The sequence below is a fragment of the Ensifer sp. genome, assembly GCF_035999185.1.
Classification (GTDB): Bacteria; Pseudomonadota; Alphaproteobacteria; order Rhizobiales; family Rhizobiaceae; genus Ensifer.
In genome coordinates this window covers 136,897-153,069 of the sequence record NZ_DASYHB010000110.1, presented here as the reverse complement: position 1 = coordinate 153,069, position 16,173 = coordinate 136,897, and the positions used below count along the sequence as shown (strand labels likewise).

The 16,173-nt window shown below is 63.4% G+C and carries 10 protein-coding genes; 4 read left to right on the top strand and 6 right to left on the bottom strand.

Annotation, left to right across the window (positions count from 1 at the left end; all coding sequences use genetic code 11):
- Positions 1-2: 2 nt before the first annotated feature.
- Entirely contained in the window at positions 3-1,094 is a 1,092-nt protein-coding gene (mutY, locus tag VGO04_RS13480) for an A/G-specific adenine glycosylase (protein WP_327496455.1), read from the bottom strand.
- A 92-nt stretch (positions 1,095-1,186) separates the two neighbouring features.
- Here mutY and VGO04_RS13475 point away from each other — a divergent pair, with 92 nt between their 5' ends.
- From VGO04_RS13475 to smc, 3 genes are all read left to right on the top strand, one after another.
- Positions 1,187-1,693: a DUF721 domain-containing protein gene (locus VGO04_RS13475; RefSeq protein WP_327496454.1), complete on the top strand. Its 507-nt coding sequence runs from the start codon at positions 1,187-1,189 to the stop codon at positions 1,691-1,693.
- A gap of 220 nt (positions 1,694-1,913) precedes the next feature.
- On the top strand, positions 1,914-2,750 hold the full coding sequence (locus VGO04_RS13470) for a DsbA family protein (protein ID WP_327496453.1): 837 nt from the start codon (positions 1,914-1,916) through the stop codon (positions 2,748-2,750).
- A 105-nt stretch (positions 2,751-2,855) separates the two neighbouring features.
- Positions 2,856-6,317 carry a chromosome segregation protein SMC gene (gene smc / locus VGO04_RS13465; RefSeq protein ID WP_327496452.1) on the top strand — a complete coding sequence of 1,154 codons (3,462 nt, stop codon included), beginning with the start codon at positions 2,856-2,858 and terminating at the stop codon, positions 6,315-6,317.
- 124 nt (positions 6,318-6,441) lie between these two features.
- Here the strand turns inward: smc and VGO04_RS13460 are convergent, their stop codons facing one another.
- Genes VGO04_RS13460 through VGO04_RS13450 form a run of 3 tightly spaced genes read right to left on the bottom strand, consistent with a single transcriptional unit; the run spans position 6,442 to position 12,039 of the window.
- Positions 6,442-8,250, bottom strand: coding sequence for a caspase family protein (locus tag VGO04_RS13460; RefSeq protein ID WP_327496451.1), 1,809 nt, complete (start codon positions 8,248-8,250; stop codon positions 6,442-6,444).
- Between the two features lie 50 nt (positions 8,251-8,300).
- Entirely contained in the window at positions 8,301-10,121 is a 1,821-nt protein-coding gene (locus tag VGO04_RS13455) for a caspase family protein (RefSeq protein WP_327496450.1), read from the bottom strand.
- Between the two features lie 58 nt (positions 10,122-10,179).
- Positions 10,180-12,039, bottom strand: coding sequence for a caspase family protein (locus tag VGO04_RS13450; protein WP_327496449.1), 1,860 nt, complete (start codon positions 12,037-12,039; stop codon positions 10,180-10,182).
- 304 nt (positions 12,040-12,343) lie between these two features.
- Here VGO04_RS13450 and ppdK point away from each other — a divergent pair, with 304 nt between their 5' ends.
- A complete protein-coding gene (gene ppdK, locus VGO04_RS13445; RefSeq protein ID WP_327496448.1) occupies positions 12,344-15,010 on the top strand; it encodes a pyruvate, phosphate dikinase in 2,667 nt (888 codons plus the stop codon).
- Positions 15,011-15,109: 99 nt separating this feature from the next.
- On the opposite strand, the gene VGO04_RS13440 is transcribed toward ppdK, so the two are convergent.
- Both VGO04_RS13440 and VGO04_RS13435 read right to left on the bottom strand, forming a co-directional pair.
- Entirely contained in the window at positions 15,110-15,382 is a 273-nt protein-coding gene (locus VGO04_RS13440; protein WP_327496447.1) for a hypothetical protein, read from the bottom strand.
- Positions 15,383-15,753: 371 nt separating this feature from the next.
- Positions 15,754-16,137 carry a hypothetical protein gene (locus tag VGO04_RS13435; RefSeq protein ID WP_327496446.1) on the bottom strand — a complete coding sequence of 128 codons (384 nt, stop codon included), beginning with the start codon at positions 16,135-16,137 and terminating at the stop codon, positions 15,754-15,756.
- Between the last annotated feature and the right edge of the window lie 36 nt (positions 16,138-16,173).

The following is a 16,173-nucleotide window of genomic DNA, read 5'->3' as shown; positions in this document are numbered from 1 at the left end:
ATCTATTCGCGCTCGGCCTTGAAGGCATGCGGGATCGCCTGGGCGATCGCCTTCTTCATGACCGTTGGCAATGCCTGTGCCGCAAGGGTCTCGACCGGTTCCCACCAGCCGTTGCCCTGCGTTCCGGCGCGCGCGACATTGGCGCGGTAAACCGACAGACGCAACTCGAAATGCGTGAAAACATGGCTGATCGTGCCGCAGTCTTCCCAGGCCGCGGCGAACGGCTGGGACGCGAGCGACGTGTCGCCGTCCTGTCGCGATGTCCAGTCCGTGCCGGGCACTTCGGTCATGCCGCCAAGCAGGCCACTTTCGATGCGCTTGCGCAGATAGACTGCGTTGTCGGCATCGATCGCGACGAAGGCGGCACCGCGGCGCAGCGGCTTATCCTTCTTCTTTGCCTTGCGCGGAAAGGTTTCAGGATCGGCGACGGAAAGCGCGCGACAGTGGGCGCGGAAGGGACAGAGCGAGCAGGCCGGTCGTTTCGGGGTGCAGATCGTTGCACCCAGATCCATCATCGCCTGGGCGAAATCGCCCGGTCGCTTATCCGGCGTCAGCAATGCCACGCGGTCCCGCATCTCCGGTTTTGCAGCGGGCAGGGGCGTCTCGATCGCGTAAAGACGCGAAATCACGCGCTCGACATTGCCGTCGAGCACGGCGCTCTTGCGATTGAAGGCGATCGCGGCGACCGCTGCGGCCGTATAGTTGCCGATACCCGGCAGCGATATCAGTCCATCCTCGGTGTCGGGGAAGCGGCCGCCGTGCTCGTTGGCGACGGCTTCGGCGCATTTCTTCAAGTTGCGGGCGCGGGCATAGTAGCCGAGCCCCGCCCAGGCCTTCATCACATCTTCGTTTTCGGCACGCGCCAGGTCCTCGACGGTCGGCCACAGCGACAGGAACTTCTCGAAATAGGCCTTCACCGCCTGTACCGTGGTCTGCTGCAGCATGACCTCGGACAGCCAGACGTGATAGGGATTGGCGACGATTCCTTGCATGGCCATCGGCGGAGAAACGCGCCAGGGCAGCTCGCGGTGATGCCTGTCGTACCATTCAAGGAGGAGGGGGGCGGCGTCGGCCACCGGTATCGTATCGTGCATGATTTGCCGGGAGTTCTCTTTCCGGCCTATACTTGGCGAAGCGGAGCCGTGTCATCAAGGCTCAATCGACATTGCCTACAGAAAGTCCATACGTGAGCGTGCCAAAGACCCGCAAGGGCGTCGTCCAGATCAGCGAAGTCGCCAACGGCCTGATTGATCCCGTGCTTGCCAAGCGGGCCGGTATCAACACCATGCTGCTCGGCTCCTGGGACGAAATTGCCGGTGAGGATTTCGCCGATTGCACGCGACCCGAAAAGATCGCCTGGCCACGCCGCGCCTCCGAAATGGCCGGAGAGGGCGGCCATCAGCCGGGTGTGCTGACAGTTGCCTGTGAGGGCGCGCGTGCGCTTTTCCTGACCCACGCGCAAGGCGAATTGATCCAGCGCATCAACGGCTTCTTCGGCTTCTATGCGATCGGCCAGTTGCGCATCGTCCAGAAGCCGGTGTCGCCTCAGATAAAGCACCCTGGCAAGCCGAAGCCGCTTTCGGGCGAGCCCGCGCGCCGGCTGGAGGCGATGGTCGAAGGCATCGAGAGCGAGGAGCTCAAGGCGGCGCTGCGGCGACTTGGGACTGCCGTCCTCAATCCCCGGCGCCGCTAAGGCATCTCCCCCGCGCAAACGTGCGCAGCGGTTCGCGATAGCGCCATGCGGCAAATCGAAAGCCTGAAGTGCAAGGATCGTCCGAAAGATCGGGACGCGTTCGGCGGGACCATCGGGTGGTCACAATTCTTTGAATTCTGTTGACGTCGCGCCACTTGCCGCCCTGCGCGCGGCAAGCTATCGAATCCGCACTCAATTCCCTCCGAACACGGGTCAAATCATGTCCGCTTCCGCAATGAACCTTACCAAACGCCTGCTCAGCGGTGCCGCCATCGCCACCGTCGCCCTGGTGCTTGCCGCCTGCAGCGACGACAAGAAGGAGACGGCCTCGACCGCGCCGGCTGCGACAAGCGAGACGGCAGCAAAGACGGAAACCAAGCCGGCAACGGACGCGACGACCACCGCATCGACGACCGCCACCCCTGCAGCCGCAGAAACCAAGCCGGCAGAAACGCAGGTCGCTCAATCGACCGCCGCTCCCGTCAAGGTCGAGCTTCCCTCGTCGGAAGGCTCTGTTGACGCCGCCAAGCTCATGGAGCCGGGTGCCCTGCCGGAAATGGCGATCGGCGACGCCAATGCGCCGGTGACCATCGTCGAATACATGTCGATGACCTGCCCGCACTGCGCGGCCTTCCACAACAACACCTTCGAAGCGATCAAGACGAAGTATGTCGATAGCGGCAAGGTTCGCTTCGTGCTGCGCGAATTCCCGTTCGATCCGCGGGCGGCTGCCGCCTTCATGCTGGCGCGCTGCGCCCCGGAAGGCCAGTACTTCCCGATGATCTCGATGCTGTTCAAGCAGCAGCAGCAGTGGGCCGGAGCCCAGAACGGCCGCGATGCGCTGCTGCAAATGTCCAAACTCGCCGGTTTTACACAGGAGAGCTTCGAGGCCTGCTTGACGAACCAAAAACTTCTGGATGATGTGAACGCTGTTATGCAACGCGGCGCAAAGGACTTCGGCGTTCAGTCGACGCCGACCTTCTTCGTCAATGGTGAGCACTATTCGGGGGACATGTCGGTTGACGTTATGTCGGCCCTCATCGACAGCAAGCTCTGATCCTTCGCTTTTCCGGAAAACGGGCGACGGCAGCAGCTGTGCGCCCGTTTTTTTTATTCGTGAGCGTGGCAGAGGGGGGGGAAGCATCACCCCAGTGTCACCCGCATGAAGTTCAACAAGCTCCGCCTCCTCGGCTTCAAATCCTTCGTTGAACCGACCGAGTTCATCATCGAGCGGGGCCTGACCGGTGTCGTCGGGCCGAACGGCTGCGGCAAGTCGAACCTTGTCGAAGCGCTGCGCTGGGTGATGGGGGAAAACTCCTACAAGAACATGCGCGCCTCGGGCATGGACGACGTGATCTTTTCGGGATCCGGCAACCGCCCGGCGCGCAACACCGCCGAAGTCGGTCTCTATCTCGACAACAGCGACCGCACGGCGCCGGCCGCCTTCAACGACAGCGACGAGATCCAGGTGACGCGCCGCATCGAGCGCGAGCAGGGATCGGTCTATCGGATCAACGGCAAGGAAGCGCGCGCAAAGGACGTGCAGCTCCTGTTCGCCGACGCCTCGACGGGCGCGCGCTCGCCGTCGATGGTCGGACAGGGGCGGATCGGTGAGTTGATCTCCGCCAAGCCGCAAGCCCGTCGCCAGCTCCTGGAAGAAGCTGCCGGCATCTCCGGTCTGCACTCGCGCCGCCATGAAGCGGAGCTGCGCCTGCGTGCCGCCGAGACCAATCTCGAGCGCCTTGACGACGTAACCTCGCAGCTCGAAAGCCAGATCGAAAGCCTGAAGCGCCAGTCGCGCCAGGCCAACCGCTTCAAGATGCTCTCGGCCGATATCCGCAAGCATGATGCGATTCTGTTCCACATCCGCTGGGTTCAGGCCAAGGAGGCGGAGGCCGAGGCGACGAGCCAGCTCAACCAGATCACGGGGCTGGTTGCGGAAAAGGCGCAGACGCAGATGCAGGCGGCCAAGGACCAGGCAATTGCCAGCCTGAAGCTGCCGGAGCTGCGCGAAAACGAAGCGAAATTCGCCGCAGCCCTTCAGCGCCTGCAGATCGCCCGCTCGCAGCTCGAGGAGGATGCCGGCCGCATCCTGCGCCGGCGCGACGAACTGCAGCGCCGGCTGGCACAACTGGCTGAAGACATTGCCCGCGAAGAGCGGCTCGTGGTCGACAATGCTGGCATTCTGGCACGGCTCGATGAAGAGGAGGCCGAACTCGGCGACATGCTCGCCGAAGCCGACGACCGCGCGAGCGAAGCGCGCGAGCGGCTGGAAGAGGCCAATGACAAGCTTGCCGAAAGCGAAGCTCTCCTCGCGCGGTTGACTGCCGAGCGGGCCGAGGCGCAGGCCGGCCGCAACCAGCTGGAACGCACGCTGCGTGACCTGTCGGAGCGCCAGGCGCGGCTTGCCCGTCAGCTGGCCGATCAGTCGCGCGACCTTGACGAACTCGACCGCCAGATGGCGGCGCTCCCGGACCCGCATGAAAAGCAGGGGCAGGTCGAGGTCGCCGAAGCGGCGCTGGAAGAGGCGGAAGCCAATGTACTCGCGATCGAAGCGGCCCTGGCCGAAGCGCGTCGCGCCGAGGTTGAGGCGCGCCCGCCGGTCGAACGGGCGCGCGCCACCCTGAACGGTATTGAAACGGAAGCGCGCACAATCCGGCGCATGCTGGAAGCGGTCGCTGGCGGCGCCTATCACGCGGTTGTCGAGGAGATGCAGGTCGATCGTGGCTTCGAGACGGCCCTCGGTGCCGCGCTTGGTGATGATCTCGATTCGCCGCTCGACAGGGATGCGCCGGCCCATTGGCGCGAGCCTGGCGAGCACGCCAGTGACGCGGAACTGCCAGAAGGCGTGTCGTCGTTGACGGCTCACGTGAAAGCGCCGGACGCACTGACCCGCGCGCTCAAACAGATCGGCATCGTTGCGAGCGAGGCGGAAGCCGAGCGGCTGCTGCCGCGGCTCAAGCCCGGTCAGAGCCTCGTCACCAAGCAGGGCTCCGTCTGGCGCTGGGACGGCCACGTCACCGGCTCCGAGGCTCCGAGCGCTGCGGCGCTACGGCTCGCGCAGAAGAACCGCCTGGCTGAACTTGACACCGAGGCTGAGGATGCGGCTGAGGCGCTGGGCCGTGCGGAAGCCGAGCTTGCTGCTGCCGGCACGCGCATTCGCGCCGAGGACGAACGGCTGCGGTTTGCGCGCGACGCACAACGCATGATCACGCGACAGGTCGCCGAGGCGCGCGATGCGCTCGCTGCTGCCGAGCGTGCATCCGGAGACCTCTCCCGCCGGAGGGCGGTGCTGGCCGAATCGCGAAGCCAGATCGAGGCTCAGGTCGAGGAAGTGTCCGAGCAGATCGAGACGGCCAACGATGCGCTTGCGGATGCGCCCGATCTCTCTGAACTGGAGCTCCGGCTGCGCACGCAGACGGCCGACGTTGCCGCCGATCGGGCTGCCGTCGCCGAGTGCCGTGCTGCCCATGATGGGCTCGCTCGGGAGAACGAGGCCCGCCAACGGCGCATCAGCGCGATTGCCGCAGAGCGGCAGACCTGGAAAGTCCGCGCTACAAGCGCCGAGGAACACATCGCCACTTTGCGCGACCGTGAGGCGGAAGCCCGCGAGGAAGTCGAGGAGCTGATCGACGCGCCTGACGAATTCGACGACAAGCGCCGCGCGCTGATGAACGAGCTGCAGAAGGCGGAAGCCGCACGACGCGAAGCCGCCGATGTGTTGGCAGAGGCGGAAAACCGTCAGCGCGAGGCTGACCGGCTGGCCGCAACCGCGCTTTCCGAACTGGCGGAATCGCGCGAGAAGCGCGGCCGCGCCGAGGAGCGCCTGGTTTCCGCGCGCGAGCGCCGCGTCGAGATCGAGGGGCGCATCCAGGAAGCGCTCTCCTGTGCGCCGCACGAGGTGATGCGCCTGACCGGGCTTGCTGTCGACGAGGCGCTGCCGGACATGCGCAACATCGAGCGCGAACTCGAGCGGCTGAAGATCGAGCGCGAACGGCTCGGCGCGGTCAACCTGCGTGCCGAGGAGGAGCAGAAGGAACTCTCCGAAAAACTCGCCCTGCTTCTGAAGGAGCGCGATGACGTCATCGAGGCGATCCGCAAGCTGCGCAGCGCCATCCAGAACCTCAACCGTGAAGGCCGCGAACGGCTGATCGCCGCCTTCGACGTGGTCAACGTGCAGTTCCAGCGGCTGTTTACGCATCTCTTCGGTGGCGGCACCGCCGAGCTGCAGCTGATCGAGAGCGACGATCCGCTCGAAGCGGGCCTGGAAATCCTCGCCCGCCCGCCGGGCAAGAAGCCGCAGACGATGACGCTGCTTTCGGGCGGCGAGCAGGCGCTGACGGCCATGGCGCTGATCTTTGCCGTCTTCCTCACCAATCCCGCGCCGATCTGCGTGCTTGACGAAGTCGACGCGCCGCTCGACGACCACAATGTCGAGCGCTACTGCAACCTGATGGACGAGATGGCGGCATCGACCGAGACCCGCTTCATCATCATCACCCACAACCCGATCACCATGGCCCGCATGAACCGCCTGTTCGGCGTGACCATGGCCGAGCAGGGCGTCTCCCAGCTCGTCTCCGTCGACCTGCAGACGGCGGAGCGCCTGCGCGAAGTCGTCTGACCCTACTCGAACTCGGCGATGAACCCCGGCACGGGGCGCGACGGGGCAGCCTGGTATCCTTCGCCCGGTGCGCGGACTAGCCCTTGGCAACTGCGGCGAGGCCGTGCACGCACGTGTGACGTGACTACTCGAACTCGACGATGAAACTCAGTGTCGAGTTGAGTTGCCCCGTATCGTCCCACGTCGTTACGGGTAGTGAGTTGACATCGACTCTGCCCTGACGTTGTGCGTAGTAGAGGCCGACGTCGTCATTTTTCTGACCCTCGTTCGGCTGGTCTCTGAACCATTTTGTAAACGTCAGCGGCTCGCCGGTGACCCAACCCCAACCTCCGCGTGGTTCGCGACCCCCTGGCGCCTGCGCCAGGCCAAGCCATGGCCCCACCTTGAAGGTCGCATTGTCTCCGGGATCATAGCCGCTGTTGAAGAACGTTTCGTCACCGTTGAACAGTGAGGCGACAAACTCGTTCTCTTCATTGGAGCCGATGGTGGCGAGATGCGCGCCGCAACCATTGGCGACCTTTTGTGCTGTTGTAACGAAGACGTAAGTATTGGAACGCGCCGCCACGTAGAGATGTCCCCGGTAGCCGCCATAGACTATTTCATAGTCCGAAAGGCACGTCACAGCTTTCAAGACGCGCTGATCGGTCTCCAGTCCGATCAGATTTGCTAGGGCGTATGTCCGGGGCTTTTGGGCGCTGTAGATGCCTTCGGTACTTTCGGTCATTGGAAGGCCGAGGGCTTTGGCAGTACGTTCCCCGATGAAGCCGGTAATCGGTTCTAGATTTCGGGTTTGAAACTGACGGATGGCGGCTCGGGTCTGCTCGCCGAGAACTCCGTCCGGCACGCCAATCTGCAGGCCATTCGCAGCAAGTGCGAGTTGTGCGTTGCGACGCATCTCCTTGGTGCCAAGTAATCGGTTCTCGATCGTTTCCGCCTGTTGCTGAGTGCTTCCCAGTAAACTCTCAAACTGCGTCAATGCCTGATGGGCGAGTTGCGCATACTCTCCGCGGGGATACTTGGCCAGGTACAGGCGCCAAATACGGGCCGTGTTGATCGCTAAAGCCTTCCGGAAGTCCACCTCCGTCGTCTCCGCCTTCGTGCCGGTGGTGGGGCTGGACACTGCGGTCTGTGGCACGCTCGCGGGACCATCAGGCCCAAAATAGAACTCGAGCGACAGTGAGGACAGGATCTGTGGTTGCTGCTTGTCGTCGGTCTCCTTCCGCACGTCGCGAACGACGCGCTTGAACGCGGTGCCGACCTCCAGACCGGCACCTGAGAGATTGGCGATCAGCGCGCGGGTAAAGGGCGAATGCCCGTCGGTGCCGTCGGCCGCGACCTGGCCGGGTGCGGCGGCAAAGGCGACGAGCGTACCGGCACCCCGGGTCTCGATCGGAGCCAGCCCTCTCGTCGCAGCACCGCGGGTGGCACCCTCGACTTCGCGGTTGAGCCGGTCCGCCAGCGGATTGTTGCGGCAGGCGTCGAGGAAGACGAGCGAGATCCTCGCGCGCTTCTCCAGCGCATTGACGATCTCGGTGAGCGCCATGGTCTCGCCGGGCACGTCGAACTCGCTTTCGAGCTTCGCATCCGTTCCGACAAGGAAGTTGTCACCGTGCAGCTGCATGCCGTGCCCGGCATAATAAAACAGTGCGACATCGTCAGGCCTTATCTTGCGTGAGAACCGCGCAAGCGCCTCGGCAAGGCCGCTGCGATTGGCGTTGAGCACAAGATCGGTTTCAAAGCCCTGTACCTTGAGGAAGGCATCGAACGCCTCGGCGTCACGCACGGCATTTGGCAGCACACCTGCGGCGACGTAATCCGACATGCCAACGATCAGCGCCACGCGCTTTCCATCGTCGGCAAGCGCGTGGCCGGCGGCAAACTGAAAGAGCAGGGCCACGAAGATCACAGACAGCAGATTTTGACGCCACTTCATGTCCAGCCCTCCGAGCCCACAACCCTAGCGAATTGGTGCTGTGGGGGTCGTCACTCGAATTCGAGAACAAAGCTGCTTGTGCCGTCCAGCGGCGCCATATCGTCCCAGGTCGTAACTCGCAACGATCCTACGTCGACCTTGCCCTCTCGATGGGCAAAGTACATTCCGACGTCGTCGCCCTTCTTGTCTTCGTTCGGCATGTTGGCGAACCACTTCGAATAGACCATGGGTTCGCCGTCGTCCCAACTCCAGCCGCCGCGCGGCTCCTTGCCCTGAGGAGACTGAACGAGGCCGATCCATGGCCCCATCTTGTAGGTGACGCGGCTTCGCGGATCGAAGCCGACGTTGAAGAAGCTCGCGTCCGAATTGAAGAGCGAGGCGACGAATTCGTTCTCGGCCTCCGACGTGATCGCCGCCAGGTGGGCTCCGCAGAGTTTGGTCCAGAATTGCGCGGTGGAAACGGGCAGATAAACGGGCGACTGGACGGCAACGTAGAGATGCCCCTGAAACACACCATAGACCATGCGGTAGTGCGTTAGGCAATTGACAGCCTTCAGAACGCGCTCGTCGGTCTCCAGTCCTTTCAGGTCGTCGATATTGTACTCGCGTGGCTTGGTGGCGCTGTAGATGCCGTCGACGCTCTGCGAAACGGCGATGCCGAGCGTTTTGGCCGTGAGCTCGCCGATGAAGCCGCTGATCGGCTGCCGATTCTGGCTCTGGTACAGCCGGATCGCAGCACGTGTCTGTTCGCCGAAAACACCATCCGCTGCGCCGATCTCGAGCCCCTTTGCGGCAAGTGCCAGCTGGACATTTTTGCGTGCGTCCTTGTTGGGCAGCATTCGGTCTTCGATCGCCTGCCCCGTCGTGCTCTGGCTGCGAGAAACCGGCTCCATCTGCGCAAGCATCTGGCGTGCGAGTTGAGCATATTCGCCCTTGCGGTGCTTTTCGACGAAGAAGCGCCAGATGCGGGCCGTGCCCACCCTCAGCGCTTTCTTGAAATCAGCTTCGGCCGCGAGTGCTTCCGGGTCCATGGCCGGTACCGCGACGGCGGGCTGGACCGCCTGGATCTGCGGCGCTGCCGTTTCCGGCCCAAAATAGAACTCTAGCGACAGGGAGGACAGGATCTGCGGCTGCTGCTTGCCCTTCGTTTCCTTGCGCACGTCGCGCACGACCCGCTTGAACGCTGTGCCGACCTCGAGGCCAGCATCGGATAGATTGGCGATCAGCGCCCGGGTGAACGGCGAGTGGCCGTCGGTGCCGTCGGCGGCGACCTGACCGGGGGCTGCGGCAAAGGCGACGAGCGTTCCGCCGCTCTGCGTCTCGATCGGAGCAAGTCCCCGGGTCGCAGCGCCACGGGTGGCGCCTTCCACTTCGCGTGTGAGTTTCTCCGCGAGCGGATTGTTGCGGCAGGCATCAAGGAAGACCATCGATATCCGGGCGCGCTTTTCGAGCGCGCTGATGATCTCGGAGAGCGCCACCGTCTCCGCCGGCACGTCGAATTCGCTTTCGAGCTTCGCATCCGTCCCGATCAGGAAATTCTCGCCGTGCAGCTGCATGCCGTGTCCGGCATAGTAAAACAGGGCGACGTCGTCAGGTCCGATCTTGCGCGAAAAGCTTGAGAGCGCACCGGCGAGGCCGCGGCGGTCGGCGTTGAGCACAAGGCTCGTCTCAAACCCCTGGCCCCTCAGAAAGGCGTCGAACGCCTCGGCATCGCGCGCCGCATTGGGCAAAGTTCCGGCGAGGACGTAGTTGGTCATGCCGATGACGAGCGCCAGCCTTTTGCCGCTTGCTTCGGCGGAAGAATGCCCCGCGGTGAACGGCACGATCAGAACGCAAAGGGCCAAGCACAGCAGCTTCTGATGCCAATTCATGACCTTGCCTCCTGCTTGTGATTGGTGCAGCCGTAAAGGCGTACCGTTGCCCGCGCGGTCACTCGAATTCGAGGATGAGACCACCCGTTCCATCCGTTGATCCCATGTCGTCCCAGGTATCGACGTAGACAGACTTCGTATCGACCTTGCCGTTGCGATGGGCGTAGTACATGCCGATGTCGTCGCCCTTCCTGTTTTCGTTCGGCATGTCCTGGAACCATTTCGTGTAGGTCATGGGGGCACCGTTGTCCCAGTGCCAGCCGCCCTTCGGCTCCTTGCCCTGCGGGTCCTGCGTCAGGCCGATCCAGGGCCCCATCTTGTAGCTGACATTGCCCGAGGGGTCGTAGCCGCTCTGGAAGAAGCTCTGGTCGGCGTTGAACAGCGATGCGACGAACGCGTTCTCCTCCTGGGAAGAAATCGACGCCAGGTGCGCGCCGCAACCACCGGCGATCCCGCGCGCATAGACAGCCAGGATCGTGCCGGTCCGCACGGCGACATAGAGGTGCCCGCCGAACATGCCGTACACGGTCTCGAAGTGACGCAGGCAGGTCAGCGCCCGAAGAACGGTTTGATCGGTTTCGAGACCTTCGAGATTGGCAACGTCATAGCGGCGGGCCTTTGGCGAGCTGTAGATGCCCTCCGCACGCTCGTTGACCTTTATGCCAAGGGCTGCTGCCGTGCGCTCGGTGATGAAACCGTTCGCGGGTTGGTTGTTGCTGCTCTGGAAGAGCTTGATCGCTTCCCGTGTCTGTCCGCCGAAGACGCCGTCGGCGGTGCCCGCCGCAAACCCTCTGGCGGCAAGGGCGAGCTGAACGTTTCGCCGCGTGTCTTTTCCCGACAGTAGCCGCGCTTCGACGGATTGCGGCAAATGGGTTTCGTTGCGCACGGCGGCAGGTTCGATCTGCGCCAGCGCCTGGCGCCCGAGGTCAGCATACTCACCGGTGCGATGCTTTTCGACGAAGAAGTGCCAGACGCGCGCCGTTCCGATCTTAAGCGCCTTCTTGAAGTCCTTTTCCGCCTGAAGCGCTTCCGGGTCGATGGCTGGAACGGCGAGTGCGGGCTGGACCGCCTGCACGGCCGGTGTCTGGGGCACGGCCGTCTGTACAGCCGGAACCTGTGGTACTGCCGTCTCAGGTCCGAAATAGAACTCCAGCGATAGCGAAGACAGGATCTGCGGTTGCTGCTTGCCCTGCGTTTCCTTGCGCACGTCGCGTACGACCCGCTTGAACGCTGTGCCGACCTCGAGGCCAGCGCCCGAGAGGTTGGCGATCAGCGCCCGGGTGAACGGCGAGTGCCCGTCGGTGCCGTCGGCGGCGACTTGTCCGGGTGCCGCGGCAAAGGCGACGAGCGTGCCGCCGCTCTGCGTCTCGATCGGCGCCAGGCCACGGGTCGCAGCGCCACGGGTGGCGCCTTCCACTTCGCGTGTGAGTTTCTCCGCGAGCGGATTGTTGCGGCAGGCGTCAAGGAAGACCATCGATATCCGGGCGCGCTTTTCGAGCGCGTTGATGATCTCTGACAACGCCACGGTTTCTGCAGGAACGTCGAATTCGCTTTCAAGCTTGGCGTCCGTCCCGATCAGAAAATTCTCGCCGTGAAGCTGCATGCCGTGTCCGGCGTAATAAAACAGCGCGACGTCGTCAGGCCCGACCTTGCGCGAAAAGCTTGAGAGTGCACCGGCGAGACCGCGGCGGTCGGCGTTGAGGACAAGGCTCGTCTCAAACCCCTGGCCTCTCAGAAAGGCATCGAACGCCTCGGCATCGCGCGCCGCATTGGGCAAAGTTCCGGCGAGAGCGTAGTTGCTCATGCCGACGATCAGCGCCAGCCGCTTGCCGCTGCCTTCCGCAAGAACACTGCCTGCCGCGAAAAGGACCGTCGCAACCGAGAGAACCAGGAACAGCAGTTTTGCACGCCATTTCATGACCGACCCTCCGAGCCCTAAGACTGAAACGGATTGCCATGACGGGATATTCTCGGATGTGTCCCCATCGCGCGCATATATATTAGATAATTGCGATGTATACGGCAATGGCGTGCGTTTGCGATTGGCGGGACAAGACCGTGCGCCGCACGTCGGCTGTGCTCGGCCGTCGTCGGTGGTGGGAATGTGTTGCTTTGTTACAGAAAATGATGCGGTGCAGCATAAATCTTCGCTGGGTGCATTTTCAGCCTGAAGCATATACTGTAAATCGTCACAAAAGACTGTTTCTGGGTGGAGAGCAGGCATGACGAAATGGGTTTACACCTTCGGTGGGGGCAAGGCCGAGGGACGTGCAGGTGATCGCGAGCGGCTGGGTGGCAAGGGCGCAAACCTTGCCGAGATGTGCAACCTCGGCTTGCCGGTGCCGCCTGGCCTGACGATCATAACCGATGCCTGCAACAGCTTTTTCGACAATGACAGGCAGATGCCGGAGGGCCTGCGCGACCAGGTGCGCGAGGGTATCAACCGGATGGAAGAGGTGACTGGCCGCGTCTTCGGCGACACGGCGCATCCTCTGCTGCTCTCCGTTCGCTCGGGCGCTCGCGCCTCGATGCCGGGCATGATGGACACGGTGTTGAACCTCGGCCTCAACGACCAGTCGGTGCACGCGCTCGGGCATGATGCGGGTGATGCGCGCTTTGCCTGGGACAGCTACCGTCGCTTCATCCAGATGTATGGGGATGTCGTCATGGGCGTCGACCACGACGTCTTTGAGGAAATCCTGGAGGACGAGAAGGCTCGGCTTGGGCACGAGCAGGATACCGAGCTTTCCGCGGTCGAATGGCAGCACGTCATTGCCCGCTACAAGGAGGCGATCGAGGAGGCGCTCGGCGAACCCTTTCCGCAGGATCCCGAAGTTCAGCTTTGGGGCGCGATCGGCGCCGTCTTTTCGAGCTGGATGAACCCGCGGGCGATCACCTATCGTCACCTGCACGCCATACCTGCCGCGTGGGGAACCGCTGTCAATGTTCAGGCGATGGTTTTCGGAAACCTCGGCAACGCCTCGGCAACGGGTGTCGCCTTCACCCGCAATCCGTCAACGGGCGAAAGCGAGCTTTACGGCGAGTTCCTTGTCAACGCGCAAGGGGAAGACGTGGTTGCCGGTATTCGTACGCCGCAAAACATCACGGAAGCTGCCCGTATCGGGTCCGGCTCGGACAAGCCGTCGCTCGAAAAGCTGATGCCGGAAGCCTTCGCGGAGTTCCGCTCGATCTGCGACACGCTGGAGCGCCACTACCGCGATATGCAGGATCTCGAATTTACCATCGAACGCGGCACGCTCTGGATGCTGCAGACGCGCTCTGGCAAGCGCACCGCCAAGGCGGCGCTGAAGATTGCGGTTGATATGGCGCAGGAGGGCCTGATTTCCGAAGAGGAAGCCGTCGCCCGCATCGATCCGGCCTCGCTCGACCAGTTGCTGCACCCGACCATCGACCCGCACGCCCGGCGCGACATCATCGGTTCCGGGCTTCCGGCCTCGCCGGGGGCTGCCACCGGCGAGATCGTCTTTACCTCCGAGGAAGCGGTGCAGGCCGACAAGGAGGGCCGCAAGGTCATCCTCGTGCGTATCGAAACAAGCCCTGAGGACATTCACGGCATGCATGCCGCCGAAGGCATTCTGACGACCCGCGGCGGCATGACCAGCCACGCGGCGGTCGTTGCCCGCGGCATGGGCACCCCTTGCGTATCCGGCGCCGGCAGCATCCGCGTCGACCTTCGCAACGAGCTGATGACGGCCGGTGGCGTGACGCTGAAGAAGGGCGACATCATCACCATCGACGGTTCGTCCGGGCAAGTGCTGAAGGGGGCGATCGCCATGCTGCAGCCCGAGCTTTCCGGCGATTTCGGCAAGATCATGGCCTGGGCCGACGCCAGCCGCCGCATGACCGTCAGGACCAACGCCGAAACCCCTGCCGACGCCCGCGCGGCGCGCTCGTTTGGTGCCGAGGGCATCGGTCTCTGCCGCACCGAGCACATGTTCTTCGAGGATGACCGCATCAACGTCATGCGCGAAATGATCCTCGCGGACGACGAGGACGGCCGCCGGTCGGCACTGGCCAAGCTTTTGCCAATGCAGCGATCGGATTTTGTCGAGCTGTTCTCGATCATGCACGGCTTGCCGGTGACAATCCGTCTGCTCGACCCGCCGCTGCACGAGTTCCTGCCGAAGACCGACGAGGAAATCGCCGATGTCGCCGGCGCGCTTTCACTCGATGCAGCGGAGTTGCGCCAGCGTGTCGATGAACTGCACGAATTCAACCCGATGCTAGGCCATCGTGGCTGCCGGCTGGCAATTTCCTATCCTGAGATCGCAGAGATGCAGGCCCGGGCAATCTTCGAGGCTGCCGTCGAGGCCGCGCACGAAACCGGCGCTGCGGTCGTTCCCGAGATCATGGTGCCACTCGTCGGCCTGCGCGCCGAACTCGACTACGTCAAGGCACGCATCGATGCCGTGGCCAAAGAGGTGATCGGTGAATCCGGCGTCGGCATCGACTATCTCGTCGGCACGATGATCGAGCTGCCGCGCGCGGCACTGCGCGCGCACGTCATCGCCGAAGCGGCGGACTTCTTCTCCTTCGGCACAAATGACCTGACGCAGACCACCTTCGGGATCTCGCGCGACGACGCATCGCAGTTCCTGGCGACATACCAGCAAAAGGGCATCATCGAGCAGGATCCCTTTGTCTCGCTCGATTTCGACGGCGTTGGCGAACTGATCCAGATTGCTGCCGAGCGTGGCCGGCGCACCAAGAACGGCCTGAAGCTCGGCATCTGCGGCGAGCACGGCGGTGACCCTGTCTCGATACGCTTCTGCGAGGACGCCGGACTGGACTATGTGTCCTGTTCGCCTTTCCGTGTGCCGATTGCCCGGCTTGCCGCGGCGCAGGCGGCGATCAACGGCAAGGGATGACCGTCCAGTCGCCGGTGCCGTTCATGCGGCGCTGCCACGGCACTGGATGGCGGTAAAGTGCTGGGGCGTCCCGTGGGCGCTCCGTTGACTGCACGCGCTCTAGTTGGCTTGAACGATGACCGGTCGCGAAACGATGACCGGCCGGTCCCAGCCCCACATCATCATGTCGTTCTGGTAGCGGAAGGCGCGTGATTCAGCGCGCCTGTCGAGCTCGATGCGCTGCAGGCAGGTGGCGAAAGCGTCCGTGCCGCGGCGAAAGCCGTAGGACGCGCACGTATTGCCGTCGGCGGCGCGCCGCTCCTCGGGCGTCATCGTCTGGCACGCCGTCAGGAGCAGGGCAGCGGCGACAAGGATGGTCAATCGGGTGGTCATGGTCTTCGCGCCTCCTGCGCGCAACCGGCTGGCGTAAGCTCGGACCGGCGCGTCACGTCGTGAGCAATCGAGCAGCATGCCGCTCAACTCCTCGAATCATAATCAATATAGGGAGTTGTATCGAAATTCGAAGTGAACGGCGTCAAATCTGTGGCAGGTCCTGGTTGTGTGCGAATGAATGGGTTCGCGCTACGGCCGTCCGCTCATCCGCGCGTCTGCGGTGCAAGCAAACCCGCCCATTCCCGAACGCGGTTCCGGACCTGCGGGTGGGTGGCCTTAAAGGCGGGAAGAAAATCAAAGCGCATGGGCTGTGTTCGCGCGTCTGGTACGACGGGCGACGCGGTCGATTATGCGGTTGTCGTGTCGTGCAACTACATGCGCTCAAGCACGCCGACAAAGGATTCGGCGAAGCGCGTAAGGTCACGCGTGTCTTCGCTCGGACGCTCGATACGCACCGTAGACCCCTTTTCGTCGAGGCAGGCAAACAGGATCGAAGCGCTGCCTTCTATTTCGCCCAGACGGAGCACCGCAATGCTGCGGCAGTCCTCGATGAGGTCCGAGCCGGGCAGGGCAAACAGCAATTCGCCGCCGGCGTTGTCTGCGACCGTGCGGACGAAGCTGGTGAAATCGTCGTTGTTTCCGGAAAAACCGTCGAGGGAGAGTTCGAGCTCGATGAGCCCCATCGGGATGCCGCCGTTGCCTGCCGGAAGAGCGGTGTGGGTGGCGATAGCCACGGCTGCCTGCGATACGCCCATGTCGGTTCTCCGTCGATTGCCGCGCGTAGTCACATG

Excerpts from the sequence above, each read along its gene's own strand:
- mutY (WP_327496455.1), bottom strand. The coding sequence starts at position 1,094 with ATGCACGATACGATACCGGTGGCCGACGCCGCCCCCCTCCTCCTTGAA.
- VGO04_RS13470 (WP_327496453.1), top strand. The coding sequence starts at position 1,914 with ATGTCCGCTTCCGCAATGAACCTTACCAAACGCCTGCTCAGCGGTGCC.
- smc (WP_327496452.1), top strand. The coding sequence starts at position 2,856 with ATGAAGTTCAACAAGCTCCGCCTCCTCGGCTTCAAATCCTTCGTTGAA.
- VGO04_RS13460 (WP_327496451.1), bottom strand. The coding sequence starts at position 8,250 with ATGAAGTGGCGTCAAAATCTGCTGTCTGTGATCTTCGTGGCCCTGCTC.
- VGO04_RS13455 (WP_327496450.1), bottom strand. The coding sequence starts at position 10,121 with ATGAATTGGCATCAGAAGCTGCTGTGCTTGGCCCTTTGCGTTCTGATC.
- VGO04_RS13450 (WP_327496449.1), bottom strand. The coding sequence starts at position 12,039 with ATGAAATGGCGTGCAAAACTGCTGTTCCTGGTTCTCTCGGTTGCGACG.
- ppdK (WP_327496448.1), top strand. The coding sequence starts at position 12,344 with ATGACGAAATGGGTTTACACCTTCGGTGGGGGCAAGGCCGAGGGACGT.
- VGO04_RS13440 (WP_327496447.1), bottom strand. The coding sequence starts at position 15,382 with ATGACCACCCGATTGACCATCCTTGTCGCCGCTGCCCTGCTCCTGACG.
- VGO04_RS13435 (WP_327496446.1), bottom strand. The coding sequence starts at position 16,137 with ATGGGCGTATCGCAGGCAGCCGTGGCTATCGCCACCCACACCGCTCTT.